The sequence below is a fragment of the Luteimonas sp. WGS1318 genome (assembly GCF_043187535.1).
Lineage (GTDB): Bacteria > Pseudomonadota > Gammaproteobacteria > Xanthomonadales > Xanthomonadaceae > Luteimonas.
Map to the genome: position 1 here is coordinate 1,998,034 of NZ_CP171131.1, position 13,295 is coordinate 2,011,328.

Sequence of the window (13,295 nt, forward strand, 5' to 3'; positions counted from 1 at the left end):
CGGCTCGGGATGAAAAAAAGGACCCGTTGATCGGGTCCTTTTTCATGCGGCAGCCTCCGGCCCGGTCAGCGCGCTGCCAGACCGAAGCCGATGCCTTGGGCCAGGGCCTCGAAACCGGGAAACGAGGTCGCCACGTTCGCGATATCGTCGATCGTCAGCTCGGCACCACTGCGTTGCGCAGCGACGGCGAACGCCATCGCGATGCGGTGGTCGCCATGGCTGTCGATACGTGCACCACCGCCGAGCGCGGCCCCTGCCCGGCCGCGGATGGTCGCGCCATCGTCGGCTTCGTCGAGATCCACGCCCAGCGCACGCAGGCCGGCCGCCATCGTCGCGATACGGTCGGATTCCTTGACCCGCAGTTCCGCAGCGCCGGTGACCCGCGTCGTGCCGTCGGCGCACGCGGCCGCGACGAACAGCACCGGAAACTCGTCGATCATGTCCGGCACGTGCTGCTCAGGGACGTCGATGCCGCGCAGCGGTGCGTACCGCACGCGCAGGTCGGCCACCGGCTCGCCGCCCTCCTCAGCTGCATCGGATTCGACGATGTCGGCACCCATCAGGCGCAGCACGTGCAACAAGCCGGTGCGCCGCGGATTCATGCCGACACGGCGCAGCAGCAGATCGGAACCGGGCACGATCGACGCGGCGACCAGGAAGAACGCGGCCGACGAGAAATCCGCCGGCACGCGCACGTCGGTCGCACGCAGTCGGTGTCCGCCGGTCAGGCGGGCGATGCCCGGAGCGAATTCGATCGGCCAGCCGAACGCGGCGAGCATGCGCTCGGTGTAATCACGCGTCGGACGGGTTTCGTGCACGACGGTCTCGCCATCGGCATACAGACCCGCGAGCAGCAGACAGGATTTGACCTGCGCACTGGCGAGTCCGTTGTCGAATTCGATACCGGTCAACGGCGTCCCACCGTGCACGTGCAGCGGCGTTACGCCGCCGTCGCCGGTGTCGATGCGCGCGCCCATCCGCGCCAGCGGTTCGGTGACGCGACGCATCGGGCGCTTCGACAGCGACGCATCGCCGACCAGCGTGCTGTCGAAGGCTTGGCCTGCGAGCAGGCCGGCGATCAGGCGCATGCCGGTGCCGGCATTGCCGCAGTCGAGCGGGCCGTCGGCCGCGCGCAGGCCGTCGATGCCGACGCCGTGTACGACGCGCGTGCCGGACGCCGGCGTTTCGATCGCAACGCCGAGGCGACGGAAGATCGCCTCGGTCGCGCGTGCGTCCTCGCCCTCGAGAAAGCCCTCGATGCGCGAGGTACCGTCGGCGAGCGCGGCCAGCATGATCGCGCGGTGCGAGACCGACTTGTCGCCCGGCACCCGCACGTCACCGCGCAGCGGCGCACCCGGCGCCGCGATCCACGAAGCCGCGCTCACGGCACGGCGACCGGGTAGGACCCGAGCACGCGGACCTCACCGGCGAACGCGTCGATCTCGCCCAGCGCGTCCTTGAGCGGCGATTCGTCGACGTGGCCGTTGACCTCGATGAAGAACGCGTACTGCCACAGCGCACCGTGCGCGGGGCGCGACTCGATGCGGTTCATGCTGATGTCGCGACGCGCGAGCGGTTCGAGGATGCGATACAGCGCGCCCGGCTGGTCGCGGATGAACACCATCAGCGAGGTGCGGTCGTTGCCCGAAGTCGGGAACGCGCCGCGGCCGATCACCAGGAAGCGCGTGGTGTTGTCACTGCGGTCCTCGATCGGGCCCGCCAGCACCTGCATGCCGTAGACATGCGCGGCGTTCTCGCCTGCGATCGCCGCCGCGTCGTCGGACTTCTTCGCGCGTCGCACGGCTTCGGCATTGCTGACCACCGCGTGCTTTTCGACGCCCGGCAGGTTCTCGCGCAACCACTGTTTGCACTGCGCCAGCGACAGGCCGTGCGAGTACACACGCTCGATGTCCTCGATGCGGCCGGTGCGCGACAGCAGATACTGGTGCACGCGCAACTCGACTTCGCCGCAGATCTTCAGCGGCGAGGTCAGGAACATGTCGAGTGTCGACTGGATCGTGCCCTGCCCCGAGTTCTCGACCGGCACCACGCCGAAATCGGCATTGCCGGCCGCGACTTCGTCGAAGACTTCCTCGATGCTCGCCAGCGGCAGGCCTTTGGCCGAATGGCCGAACTGCTTGTGCACCGCCTGCTGCGAGAACGTGCCCTCCGGGCCGAGGTAGCCGATCTTCAGCGGCTCCTGCTGCGCGAGACACGCGGACATGATCTCGCGGAACAGACGCACGAGTTCGGTGTCCGACAGCGGGCCGTCGTTGCGGTCAACCACGCGCCGCAGCACTTGCGCTTCGCGTTCGGGCCGGTAGTAATCCACGGCCGCGGCCAGCTTGCCCTTGGCCTTGCCGACCTGGCGCGCGAACTGCGCGCGCTCGGCGATCAGCGTCTGGATCTGGTGGTCGATGCCGTCGATCTGCGCGCGCACCGCGTCGAGATTCGGCTTGGGGACGCCTGCGGTCGCCGCCGCCTTCACCGCATCGACCTTCGCAGCCGCCGGCTTTTTTGCCGGTGCGGCGACCGGAGTCTTCTTCTTCGAATCAACCATGGGTCTTCTGGAAATCCTGCATGTAGGCCACGAGGCTGCGCACGCCGTCGACCGGCATCGCGTTGTAGATCGATGCGCGCATGCCGCCGAGCACGCGGTGCCCCTTGAGGCCGATCAGCCCGGCCTCACGCGCGCCGTCAAGGAACGCGGCATTGCGCGCTTCGTCTGCGAGGAAGAACGGCACGTTCATGCGCGAACGCACGGCGGCGTCGATGTCGTTGCGGTAGAAACCGCCGGAACCGTCGATCGCGCCATAGAGCAGTGCGGCCTTCTCGTCGCTGCGGCGGTTGAATTCCGGCGTGCCGCCTTCGTCGAGCATCCAGCGGAACACCAGGCCGGCCACGTACCAGTTCCAGGTCGGCGGCGTGTTGAGCATCGAGTCGTTGGCGAGCTGCGAGCTGTAGTTGAAGATGTCGGCACGCGGCTGGCCGGCGCGCTCGAGCAGATCGCGTCGCACGATGACGACCGAAATGCCGACCGGCCCGAGGTTCTTCTGCGCACCGGCGTAGATCACGCCGTAGCGCGAGATGTCGATCGGCTCGGACGCGATGCTGGAACTGAAGTCGGCGAACAACGGCACGTTGCCGGTATCGGGCGCGGGCGCGCCCCAGGCCGGCCGGTACTCGACGCCGTGGATGGTCTCGTTGGCGGTGATGTGTACGTAGGCCGCGCCCGGCGTGAGCCGCCAGGAATCGCGCGCGGGAATCGTGCGATAGCCATCGGCCTCGCCGCTCGCGGCGATGTTCACCGACACCGCCGGCGTGAGCTGCTTCAGCGCGGTCTTGCCCCAGTGGCCGGTGACGACGTAATCGACCGTGTCGCCCTGGTTCGCGAAGTTCAGAGGCAGCAGCGCCTGGGCCGTCGTCGCGCCGCCCGGCAGGAACAGCACGGCATAGTCATCGGGCACACCAAGCAGCGTGCGAAGATCGGCTTCGGCGCGCGTGGCGACCTCCATGAACTCCGGTCCGCGGTGGCTCATCTCGACGATCGACGCGCCTGCGTTTCCCCACTCCAGCATGTCCGCCTGTGCCTGTTTCAGCACGCTTTCAGGCAGGGCGGCCGGACCGGGTGCAAAGTTGTAGGCACGCGCCATTCGTCGACTCCACGCAAGGATTTGGGGGCCGGTCAGTATGCCGCAGCGCAACAGGGTTGACGTGCATCCGTTGGTTGCACTGGCAACGTATGTCCACCGGTTCAAAAGCAGGCGCCACGCGCCGAGGAGTTCGAAATGTCGTTGCGCGACGCCCTGCGGATCCGCGAGTCCGATGTCACCGATGAAACCGTCTACCGCGACCGGCGCCGGCTGCTGGCGCTGATGGCGGCCGCGCCTGCACTGGGTCTGGCGGGCTGCGCCGAGGCCGAGCCCCCTCCGCCCTCGACCACCCGGCTCACGCCCGAGCAGGCGCGCAGCGGCTTCCGGACCACGGAAGAACTCACCCGCTTCGAGGACATCACCACCTACAACAACTTCTACGAATTCGGCACCGGCAAGAGCGATCCGTCGCGCGCCGACAAGACGCTGCGCACCTCGCCGTGGACGGTCGAGGTCGGCGGCGAATGCGCCAAGCCCGGCCGCGTGTCGTTCGAGGACCTGCTGCGCGGCGTCGCCAGCGAGGAGCGGATCTACCGTCTGCGCTGCGTCGAAGGCTGGTCGATGGTGATCCCATGGACCGGCGTGTCGCTGGCCTCGGTGCTGCGGAAGTTCGAGCCGAACGCGAACGCGAAGTACGTCGCCTTCACCACGCTGGCCGACCGCGAGCAGATGCCCGGCCTGCGCTTCCGCTCGATCAACTGGCCCTACCGCGAAGGCCTTCGCATCGACGAGGCCATGAATCCCCTCGCCTTCCTCGCCACCGGCCTGTACGGCAAGGCGCTGCCGCAGCAGAACGGCGCACCGCTGCGACTGGTCGTGCCGTGGAAGTACGGCTTCAAGAGCATCAAGTCCATCGTCGAAATCCGCTTCGTCGAGCGTATGCCGGCCACGGCCTGGAACCAGCTGCAACCGTCGGAATATGGATTCTTCAGCAACGTCAATCCGGCGGTGGACCACCCGCGCTGGAGCCAGAAGACCGAACGGCGCATCGCCGGCACCAGCAACCGCCTGATCGCGAATCGCATCGATACCCGTCCGTTCAACGGCTACGCTGATCAGGTCGCTTCGCTCTATTCGGGCATGGACCTGCGTCGATGGTATTGAGCGCGCGTCCGTCGGCGGCGCCCGTACGTCGCCCGTCGGCACCGCCGACCGCGCCGGGCGTGATCGCCGCGAAAGTGCTTGTGCATGCGCTGGCGCTGGCGCCGCTGGTGTGGCTGGCGTGGCGGACCTGGCAGGTGCTGGGCGGCGCGAACATCGATGCGCTGGGCGCCGATCCGATCGTGGCGATCGAGCACGAGACCGGGACCGGCGCGCTGCGTCTGCTGCTGATCACCCTGGCCGTGACGCCGTTGCGCCAGCTCACCGGTGCCGCCGTCCTGCTGCGGTTCCGGCGCATGCTCGGCCTGTACGCCTTCGTCTACGCCAGCCTGCACTTCGCCGCGTGGTTGAGCCTCGATCTGGTCGGGGACGTGTCGCAGATCACCACCGAGATCGCACGCCGCCCCTTCATCACCGTCGGCTTCCTGGCCTGGCTGCTGCTGGTTCCGCTGGCGGTGACCTCGACGCGCGGATGGATGCGGCGTCTCGGACGCAACTGGGGACGTCTGCACAGGTTGATCTACGTGATCGCCGCGCTGGCGGTGCTGCATTTCTGGTGGATCGTCAAATCCGACTGGCGTGAGCCTGCCCTCTACGTCGTCCTGCTGGCCGCGCTGCTGGGCTGGCGGGTCTGGAAGGCGCTCGAACGACGACGCGCGGCGCGGGTTGCGGCGCAGCGGCGACCCGCGGCACCGACGCCGCGCTGAACGCGTGCGCAGGCGCGCGCATCCTCGATCGGCGTGATCGCGGCCACCGCCGCAGCAACCGGACCTCAGCCGGCGCCGAAGAGCAGCAGGACGCTGAGCAGACCGGCGATCACCAGGGCCGCCAGCAGCAGCCAGGGCAGCGGCAGCCCGCCACCGCGCCGCGTGCGGACGTCCAATACCGGAACCGCCTCGCCCTCCTCGTCGACGCCGGGCAGATGGACCGCACGCGCCGGGGCCTCGACCACGAACCGGTGATGCGCATCGAAGACGACCTGGTCGCCGGCCTGCAGCCAGGCGTCCCGGACCGGCTCGCCATTGACCAGGCTGCCGTCGGCGCTGCCGAGGTCGACGAGGCGCACCCCGCCGCCGGCGCGTTCGAGCCGCGCGTGGCGGTCGGCGAAGCCTGGATCGTCGATCCGGATGTCGGCGTCGGCATGGCGTCCGACGAGTCGCGGCTGGCCCAGCGTGAAGCTGCGGCCGTGATAGCGCCCGCCCACGCCACGCAGGACGATGCGCACATCCGCATCCGCGATGTCGAAGGCATCGTGGGCATCGGTGATCTCACCCCGCACACTGACCGGCACCGCCGACACCAGGCGCAGTTCCTGGCCGTCCACATAGACCGCGTCGCCGGTCCGCAACATCGCCATGCGCTGGATCGCACGGCCGTTCACGTGCACGCCGCGCACACCCTCACTGACCGTCAGCCAGACGCCACGGCGATCGACGCAGAAGCGCACGCTCGGTTCGACGCCCTCCGCGACCGGACCGAGACCGGTGCCGCGCGCACGCGGCGCGATCCCGTGCTCGCCCATGTCGAGCGGCAGTTCGGGTTCGTCGGGCGTGGGGAAACGCAGCTTCAGCGCGGTCATGCGGCGGCAATCTAGCACGTGCCGCGCGCAGCCCGGTCGTCGCGCGGGGCCATCACTTGGTCGATGCGCGGCGGCATCGCAAAATGGGCGCCCCTCGTTTAGGAAGCGCCCGCATGTCCGGCATCGACATCACCCACCCGCACTCGCTGCCGCCCGAGAAGGCGCGCGCCGCCGTCGAGGACGTGGCCGGCAAACTGGCGCAGCGCTTCGACATGCAGACCGCCTGGCACGGCGACACGCTGAAGTTCACCCGTTCGGGCGTCGACGGCGCGATCGACATGCTGCCGGGCAACCTGCGCGTGACCGCGAAACTCGGCTTTCTGCTCACGGCGATGCGGGGGCCGATCGAATCCGAGATCCGGCGCGTGCTCGACGAGAAGTTCTGACACCCGCGGCTCACGCCCGCGCGTACGGCGCGGGATGGCCCGCGAACAGGCGCCGCGAGATCTCCAGTTCGTCACGCTCGATTTCGGCGACGAACGCGTCGGCGTCGTCCAGGGCATCGAACGCCGCATAGCCCTGTTCGAGAAACCCCTGCAGCTCGCTGAGGCCGGCCAGGCGCGCGGGCCCGCGGGCGAATGCCAGCAATGCGGACACGCCGCGCATGCGCAGGGCCTGGGCAAAACCGCTGCCCACGTCGGCGACGAGCCGGATCTGCCGACGCCGCAACTGCGGCCGGCCCACAGCGACGTAGGCGTCGGCGTACAGCGCGGCATCGAGTCTGCGGCGACGCGGCGCGAGCGCGTGCAGCGCGTCGGTCATCCGCAGGTCCAGCGCATGGCTCAAGGCGCCGAGTTCGAGCGTGTCGGCCACCGTATCGAGCAGGCTCGCGGGCAGCAGGCGACGCATCACCGGCAGGGTCCGGGCGATATCGGCATCGCGCCGGGTGAAATCCCGATCGCCGTAGACGTGCTCCAGGAAGAACTCCGCCGCCGGCCGTCGGCCGGGGTCCTCGAGTGCGTGGGCGAAGCTCGACGCAAGCCGCTCGGCCTGCCAGCGGCGCACCTCCGCCACCCAGCGCGAGCGGTTGCGCGGCTCGCTGTGCGGGTCATGCAGCCGCTGGTGCCAGCGCAACCGGGTGCCGAGCCGGACATGGACATCGGATCTGCTCATGCGGGCATCTTCGAGGCTCCCCGCTTCAGGAGCAATCGCGTCGACCGGCGAACCCGCACAACGCGGTGCGGGCACGCGGGTGCGACGCGCCGTTCTGGAGTGAAGACTCTAGGCGGACGCGCGAGTCTGGCGGGGTCCCCACTCCGATCGAGACATGTCCCATGGCCACGACCCGAAAGACGACGAAGAAGGCGACACGGACCACGACGAAGCGGCGCGCGCACACGGACGAGGCGTCGCACGCACACGCCGAAGCCGCACCGCGCTCGATCAGCGAGACCGCGCAGCAGATCTGGCTGGCCGGAGTCGGTGCCTTCGGCCGCGCCCAGGCCGAGGGCACGCGCCTGTTCGATGGCCTGGTGCGCGACGGCGCGGACCTCGAGAAGACCGCACGCGACTTCGCCACCGCACGCGCCACCGAGGTCCGCAGCGTGGTCGAAACCAGTGTCGACCAGACCCGCGAGCGCGCGATGGAAGGCTGGGAGCGCCTAGAAAGCCTGTTCGAGGACCGTGTGCACGGCGTGCTGCAGCAACTGGGCGTCCCCCGGCGCGAGGAGGTCGAAGCGCTGCGTGCCCAGGTGGATGCGCTGAGCCGCGAGCTGCGGTCGCGGGGTGCAGCCGCAGATGGCAGCGCCAAGGCGCCCGCGCGCAAGGCCGCGGCCCGGAAAGCCCCCGCCCGCAAGACGGCGCAGGCCCGCACGCCGACCAAACCGGCGCGCACGGGCCAGGCCAAGCCGCGCAAGCCGTCCAGGACCACGTCCAGCTGACCGGACGCTTGCCGCGGGCGGCGCCGGTGCGCCGTCCGCGGCGTCGTCGCCTGGCCGCTCCGCAGCGGGCAGATCGTGTCCTCGGGTATTCTTCCGCGCCGACACGCAGAGACGACAGCGCATGAGCTCCCAATGGCTTGCCGCGACCGGGGTGGCACTCGCCATCGGAGCCGCCGCGACACTCTATTTCCACACGATCCAGCGTCGCCGTGACGAAACGGCCGCCGGCATCGTCGCGCTCTCGGCGATCTCCTGGCGCGGCTTCATCGGCATGGTGTTGCAGGCCCTGCAGCGGCGCGGCTACGTGCACACCACCGGCACGGGCGAGGTCTCGGGCGACACCGACTACGTGCTGGAACACCCGGACGGGCGCTGGCTGCTGTCGTGCAAGCACGGGGCGACCTTCGTACTGGGGCGCAATGCGGTGCAGGCGCTGTCCAGCGATATGCTGCTGCAAGGTGCCACCGGCGGCCTGCTCGTGACCCAGGGCCGGATCGACGACGAGGCGCGGCGCCTGTCGGGCAAGCACCGGATCGAACTGCTCGACGGCGAAGCGCTGTGGCCCGAACTGCGCGCCCTGATGCCCGCCGCGCAGCTCCAGGACATCACGACCCGCACATCGACGCAGGCGCGCCGACGCATCCTGCTGTCCTGGCTGCTCGCGTTGCTGGCGGGCGTGGCGGTGTTCATCGCGATGCCGGCACCTGCACCGACCGCCGCGCCGACCCCGTCAACGTCGGTGGACGCGGCGCCCGCGCCGGGTGAGCCGGTGCAGATCGAAGCGCCGCCGCGCGCTTCGATCGAGGACCAGCGGTCGGATCTGGCGAGCGCGCTGGGGACCCTGTCCACGGTCGACCGTGCGATCTGGGTGAGCGGTTCGACGCTCCAGGTCTTCGTCGAGCGAAGCGACGACCAGGCCACGGTCGATGGTGTTTGCGCACTCGTGCTGCGGCAACCCGACCTCACCGCGTCGCGGATCCAGTTCAGTCCGCCGCCCGGCAGCGGCCAGCAGAACCGCTTCCTGCAATGCCGGAGTTTCTGACGGCGGTCGATACCGCACGATCGCAGGACGCGCCTTGCCGCGGGCGTCGCGGCATGCACGGTCGACGCCGGGGCCGCGGATCCGCCCGTCGTCAGGCGCCTGCGAGACGCCCGGCCAACGCAGCCGCGGCGACATCATCGGATTGACCGCGCGCGTTCCGGTACCGTGATGCAGGAGTTCCTGAGCCAGGCGGTTGCCACGGTGCCTTCGACATCCACGGCGGCGAGTCAGCGCCACATCCACCGTCGCCCGGCATGAGGTGCGCCCATGGCCCATGACACGCGGCAGCGGATTCTCGATGGCGCCCTGGCGTTGTTCAACGCCGACGGCGAGCCGCGTGTGACGACGAATCACATCGCCGAAGCCCTGGCCATCAGCCCCGGCAACCTGTACTACCACGTGCGCAGCAAGGACGACATCATCGGCCAGCTGTTCGCGCGCTATGAAGCGCGCATGGATGCAGCCCTCGTCGTCCCGGACGACCGGCCTCCGACCCTCGAGGACCTCTGGCTGCAACTGCACGGCGTGTTCGAATGCATCTGGGACTACCGGTTCCTCTATCGCGACCTGCTCGAGATCCTCAGCCGCAATCCGCGGCTGCGCACCCGCTTCTCGCGCATCCTGGACCGGGCGAACCAGCGTGCACGCGCGGTCATCGCCGGTCTCGCACGCGCCGGCATCCTGCGGGCATCGCCGGCCGAGATCGACGCGGCGGCGACCAACTTGATCGTCGTGGCGACGTTCTGGCTCAATTACAGCGCGACCCGCGGCCAGCGCGACGAGCAGGCGGCGATCCACGCCGGCATCGTCCAGGTGATGATGCTGCTCGCACCCGCACTGCGTGATGCGGAACGTGTGCATCTCAATGCACTGATCAGGGCGTATACCGACTAGGCACGCATGCGCGGCATGGCCTGCGCCCCGAGGCGCGGCCGGGCCGACGCCGGGCCACGTCGTCGCCGGCATCCGCCACCGCCCGCGAATGACGCACGTGGTGGTTCGGCGCTTGCCGATGTCCGCGATCGCCCGTAGAATGCGCGTCCCGATCGGACCGGCTTCGCCGGACGATGCGTCACCGGGCGGTTAGCTCAGCGGTAGAGCATTGCCTTCACACGGCAAGGGTCACAGGTTCGATCCCTGTACCGCCCACCATCGGATCGGAGTCGGACAGGCCGCCTGCAAGGGCGGCCTTTTCCGTTTCAGGCGCTGCATCGCAGCCGCCCCTGCATCCGTGTGCACCGGAGCCCCGGCGGCCCGCCGTGGATCGACGCGGCGCGCCGCTAGAATGCGCGCGACCCCCGCACTCCGGAGCCCACGTGTTCAATCCCGACCGACTGCCTGTCTGGCTGCACGACTGGCTGGACATCGTCGCGCCCATCGGCCAGATCCTTCTGATTCTGGTGATCGCCTGGCTCTTGCGCGTGCTGGCGCGGCGGCTGGTCGAGCGCGTCGGTCAGCGCTATACGCTGCCACCCGAGGCGGTGGTCGGCGCGCGGCGCGTGCTGTCGTTCCTGATCTATGCCGGCGCGTTCCTGCTGGTGCTCGAACGACTCGGTGTCTCCGGCACCGTACTGTGGACCGCGTTCACGGGCTTCGCCGCGGTGGCGGCCGTGGCGTTCTTCGCCGCCTGGAGCGTGTTGTCGAACATCTTCTGCACGATGCTGATCCTGACGACGCGTCCGTTCCGCCTGTACGACCACGTGGAGCTGCTGGAGAACGGCGAGAAACCCGGCCTGCGCGGCAAGGTGGTCGACATCAACCTCGTCTACACGACCTTGCGCGAGACCGACGACGGCGACGGCGCGGGCACGGTATTGCAGATTCCCAACAGCCTATTCTTCCAGCGTGCGCTGCGCCGTTGGCGCGGCGGTGCACTGCCCGCGCTCAAGGGTGCGTCGGGCAGCGCCAGCGATTCGCTCGACGTCTGAGGACACGCGGCCCGCGCCCGCACCGGCCGGGCAGCGGTGGCGCGCTCGTGGTCCGACGCGAGGCGCTCACGCCACGGCGGCGGTGACCAAGATCTCGATGCGCCAGCCCGGATCGGCCAGACGTGCCTCGACGGTCGCCCGCGCCGGCGTCCGCCCCGGCTCCACCCATCGGTCCCATTCGGCGTTCATGCCGTCGAAATCGGCGATGTCGGCGAGGAAGATCTGCGCGAACAGAATCCGCGTGCGGTCGCTGCCGGCCTGCGCGAGCAAGGCGTCGATCGCGGCCAGTACTTCGCGGGTCTGGACGTGGATGTCGGCGCCCGCGGTTTCAGGCACCTGGCCCGCGCAATACACGATGCCGGCATGGCGGGTCGCTTCGGACATGCGCGGGCCGGGGTCGATGCGGTCGATCATCTGACGCCTCTCGAATCGGAACGGGGCGGACACGGTAGACGGCCACCCCACCGGTCGCCAACCGGCCTCACCGCAACTGGCTGTCCTTGCTGCCGCGCCGGTTGTAGCCGCTGCCGGCCGCATCGTGGTCGTGCTGCGCCTGGCACGCCACGCACAGGCGCACGCCCGGGACCGCCTGACGGCGCGCCTCGGGAATCACGGCGTCGCATTCCTCGCAATGGGTGAGCCCGGGCCCGCTTCGCATCTGGCTGCGCGCCCGCTTGATCGCGTCCTCGACGGTCGCGTCGATCTGATCCTGCACGGCGCTGTCGCCGGCCCAGCCGGTGGCCATGGCGGACTCCTGCGGTTTCGGGATTGGGAGGCACGGACTCTAGCAATGCGGACGTGGCCGCCGGATGAGTGCGACCGCGCCGGCTAAATGGCGGGATTCCCCCGGCCCCGCCCCGCCCCGCGCCCGCCCGCCTCGCCATCGTGGGCGGCGGCCCGGCCGGCCTGTTCGTCGCCGAGATCGCGCGCGGCGCCGGGCTGGAGGTGGACCTGTTCGACGCCAAGGGCTCGGTGGGGCGCAAGTTCCTGATCGCCGGCAAGGGCGGGCTCAATCTCACCCATTCAGAACCACGCCCCGCGTTCGATGCGCGCTTCCGCGAGCGCCAACCCGAGGTCGCACGCTGGCTCGACGGCTTCGACGGCGCGGCGCTGCGCGCCTGGGCGGCCGCGCGTGGCGTCGAGACCTTCGTGGGCAGTTCCGGACGGGTGTTTCCGGTCGACCTGAAGGCCGCGCCGCTGCTGCGCGGCTGGGTGCGCTCGCTGCGCGACGCCGGTGTGCGTTTCCACATGCACCACCGCTGGACGGGCTGGGATGCCGACGGCCGCCTGCGGTTCGCGACGCCCTCGGGCGAGCTCCTGCATGCCGCCGATGCGAGCGTGCTCGCACTCGGCGGCGCCAGCTGGCCCGAGCTCGGCTCGGACGGCGCCTGGGTGCCGCTGCTCGCCGCGCACGGCGTGGAGATCGCGCCGCTGGTACCGGCCAACTGCGGGTTCGATGTCGGCTGGAGCGCCCATCTGGTCGAGCGGCATGCCGGCGCGCCGCTGAAGCCCGTGGTGCTGCACTGGCGCGACGCGCGCGGCATTGCCCGCGAATTGCAGGGCGAATGCGTGCTCACCGCGACCGGCATCGAAGGCAGTGCGGTCTATGCGGTCGCGGCGGACCTGCGCGACGCGATCGCCCGCGACGGTGCCGCGACGCTGGCACTGGATCTCGCCCCCGGACGCGATGCCGCACGCCTGCAACAGGCGCTTCAGCGCCCGCGCGGCAAGCGCAGCATCGGTGAACACCTGCGCCGGGCCACCGGGCTCGACGCGGTCAAGAGCGCGCTGCTGTTCGAAGTGCTGCCGCGCGAGGCGTTCGACGACGCCGCGCAGGTCGCCGCGGCGATCAAGCATCTTCCGCTGCGGCTGCATGCGACACGGCCGATCGCCGAAGCCATCAGCACCGCGGGCGGTGTGCGCCTCGACGCACTCGATGCCGGGCTGATGCTGCAGGCCCGTCCGGGCACCTTCGTCGCCGGCGAGATGCTCGACTGGGAAGCCCCCACCGGTGGCTACCTGCTGACCGCCTGCTACGCCAGCGCCCGCGTCGCGGCGCATGGCGCATTGGACTGGCTGGCCCGGCGCAGCGGCTGATCGACGCCGGCGGCG

15 protein-coding genes and 1 tRNA gene are annotated in these 13,295 nt (G+C 70.0%); 9 read left to right on the forward strand and 7 right to left on the reverse strand.

What is annotated here, in order from left to right; all coding sequences use genetic code 11:
• Window positions 1-65: 65 nt before the first annotated feature.
• Genes aroA through serC form a run of 3 tightly spaced genes read right to left on the reverse strand, consistent with a single transcriptional unit; the run spans window position 66 to window position 3,653 of the window.
• The gene (gene aroA, locus ACF3M1_RS09220; protein WP_393999975.1) at window positions 66-1,385 is read right to left on the reverse strand and encodes a 3-phosphoshikimate 1-carboxyvinyltransferase; all 1,320 of its coding nucleotides are present in this window, start codon (window positions 1,383-1,385) and stop codon (window positions 66-68) included.
• Window positions 1,382-2,560, reverse strand: a complete 1,179-nt coding sequence (gene pheA, locus ACF3M1_RS09225; RefSeq protein WP_393999977.1) for a prephenate dehydratase — start codon at window positions 2,558-2,560, stop codon at window positions 1,382-1,384. Before pheA ends, aroA begins: the two co-directional genes overlap by 4 nt.
• Window positions 2,553-3,653 (reverse strand): phosphoserine transaminase, encoded by a 1,101-nt coding sequence (serC, locus tag ACF3M1_RS09230; RefSeq protein ID WP_393999979.1) that lies wholly within the window; start codon window positions 3,651-3,653, stop codon window positions 2,553-2,555. Before serC ends, pheA begins: the two co-directional genes overlap by 8 nt.
• 135 nt (window positions 3,654-3,788) lie before the next feature.
• On the opposite strand from serC, the gene msrP reads away from it, so the two are divergent.
• Together msrP and ACF3M1_RS09240 are read left to right on the forward strand one after the other, a co-directional pair.
• On the forward strand, window positions 3,789-4,757 hold the full coding sequence (gene msrP, locus ACF3M1_RS09235) for a protein-methionine-sulfoxide reductase catalytic subunit MsrP (protein WP_393999981.1): 969 nt from the start codon (window positions 3,789-3,791) through the stop codon (window positions 4,755-4,757).
• Window positions 4,758-4,816: 59 nt separating this feature from the next.
• Complete coding sequence (locus tag ACF3M1_RS09240) at window positions 4,817-5,461, forward strand: sulfite oxidase heme-binding subunit YedZ (protein WP_394005229.1); 645 nt, start codon at window positions 4,817-4,819, stop codon at window positions 5,459-5,461.
• Window positions 5,462-5,526: 65 nt separating this feature from the next.
• Here the strand turns inward: ACF3M1_RS09240 and ACF3M1_RS09245 are convergent, their stop codons facing one another.
• On the reverse strand, window positions 5,527-6,333 hold the full coding sequence (locus tag ACF3M1_RS09245; protein ID WP_393999983.1) for an FHA domain-containing protein: 807 nt from the start codon (window positions 6,331-6,333) through the stop codon (window positions 5,527-5,529).
• A 113-nt stretch (window positions 6,334-6,446) separates the two neighbouring features.
• Here ACF3M1_RS09245 and ACF3M1_RS09250 point away from each other — a divergent pair, with 113 nt between their 5' ends.
• Window positions 6,447-6,719 (forward strand): polyhydroxyalkanoic acid system family protein, encoded by a 273-nt coding sequence (locus ACF3M1_RS09250; RefSeq protein WP_393999985.1) that lies wholly within the window; start codon window positions 6,447-6,449, stop codon window positions 6,717-6,719.
• Window positions 6,720-6,729: 10 nt separating this feature from the next.
• On the opposite strand, the gene ACF3M1_RS09255 is transcribed toward ACF3M1_RS09250, so the two are convergent.
• Window positions 6,730-7,446, reverse strand: a complete 717-nt coding sequence (locus ACF3M1_RS09255; protein ID WP_393999987.1) for an FFLEELY motif protein — start codon at window positions 7,444-7,446, stop codon at window positions 6,730-6,732.
• Window positions 7,447-7,607: 161 nt separating this feature from the next.
• Between ACF3M1_RS09255 and ACF3M1_RS09260 the strand changes: the two genes are divergently transcribed.
• From ACF3M1_RS09260 to ACF3M1_RS09280, 5 genes are all read left to right on the forward strand, one after another.
• Window positions 7,608-8,213 (forward strand): phasin family protein, encoded by a 606-nt coding sequence (locus ACF3M1_RS09260; RefSeq protein ID WP_393999989.1) that lies wholly within the window; start codon window positions 7,608-7,610, stop codon window positions 8,211-8,213.
• 121 nt (window positions 8,214-8,334) lie between these two features.
• Window positions 8,335-9,255 (forward strand): restriction endonuclease, encoded by a 921-nt coding sequence (locus tag ACF3M1_RS09265; RefSeq protein WP_393999991.1) that lies wholly within the window; start codon window positions 8,335-8,337, stop codon window positions 9,253-9,255.
• Window positions 9,256-9,522: 267 nt separating this feature from the next.
• On the forward strand, window positions 9,523-10,149 hold the full coding sequence (locus tag ACF3M1_RS09270; protein WP_393999993.1) for a TetR/AcrR family transcriptional regulator: 627 nt from the start codon (window positions 9,523-9,525) through the stop codon (window positions 10,147-10,149).
• A 183-nt stretch (window positions 10,150-10,332) separates the two neighbouring features.
• Window positions 10,333-10,407, forward strand: a tRNA-Val gene (locus tag ACF3M1_RS09275).
• Window positions 10,408-10,571: 164 nt separating this feature from the next.
• On the forward strand, window positions 10,572-11,183 hold the full coding sequence (locus ACF3M1_RS09280; protein ID WP_393999995.1) for a mechanosensitive ion channel family protein: 612 nt from the start codon (window positions 10,572-10,574) through the stop codon (window positions 11,181-11,183).
• 66 nt (window positions 11,184-11,249) lie between these two features.
• Here the strand turns inward: ACF3M1_RS09280 and ACF3M1_RS09285 are convergent, their stop codons facing one another.
• The gene (locus ACF3M1_RS09285) at window positions 11,250-11,597 is read right to left on the reverse strand and encodes a RidA family protein (protein ID WP_393999997.1); all 348 of its coding nucleotides are present in this window, start codon (window positions 11,595-11,597) and stop codon (window positions 11,250-11,252) included.
• A gap of 67 nt (window positions 11,598-11,664) precedes the next feature.
• Entirely contained in the window at window positions 11,665-11,928 is a 264-nt protein-coding gene (locus tag ACF3M1_RS09290) for a DksA/TraR family C4-type zinc finger protein (protein WP_393999999.1), read from the reverse strand.
• Between the two features lie 95 nt (window positions 11,929-12,023).
• Between ACF3M1_RS09290 and ACF3M1_RS09295 the strand changes: the two genes are divergently transcribed.
• On the forward strand, window positions 12,024-13,280 hold the full coding sequence (locus tag ACF3M1_RS09295) for a TIGR03862 family flavoprotein (RefSeq protein WP_394005230.1): 1,257 nt from the start codon (window positions 12,024-12,026) through the stop codon (window positions 13,278-13,280).
• The last annotated feature ends 15 nt before the right edge of the window (window positions 13,281-13,295 follow it).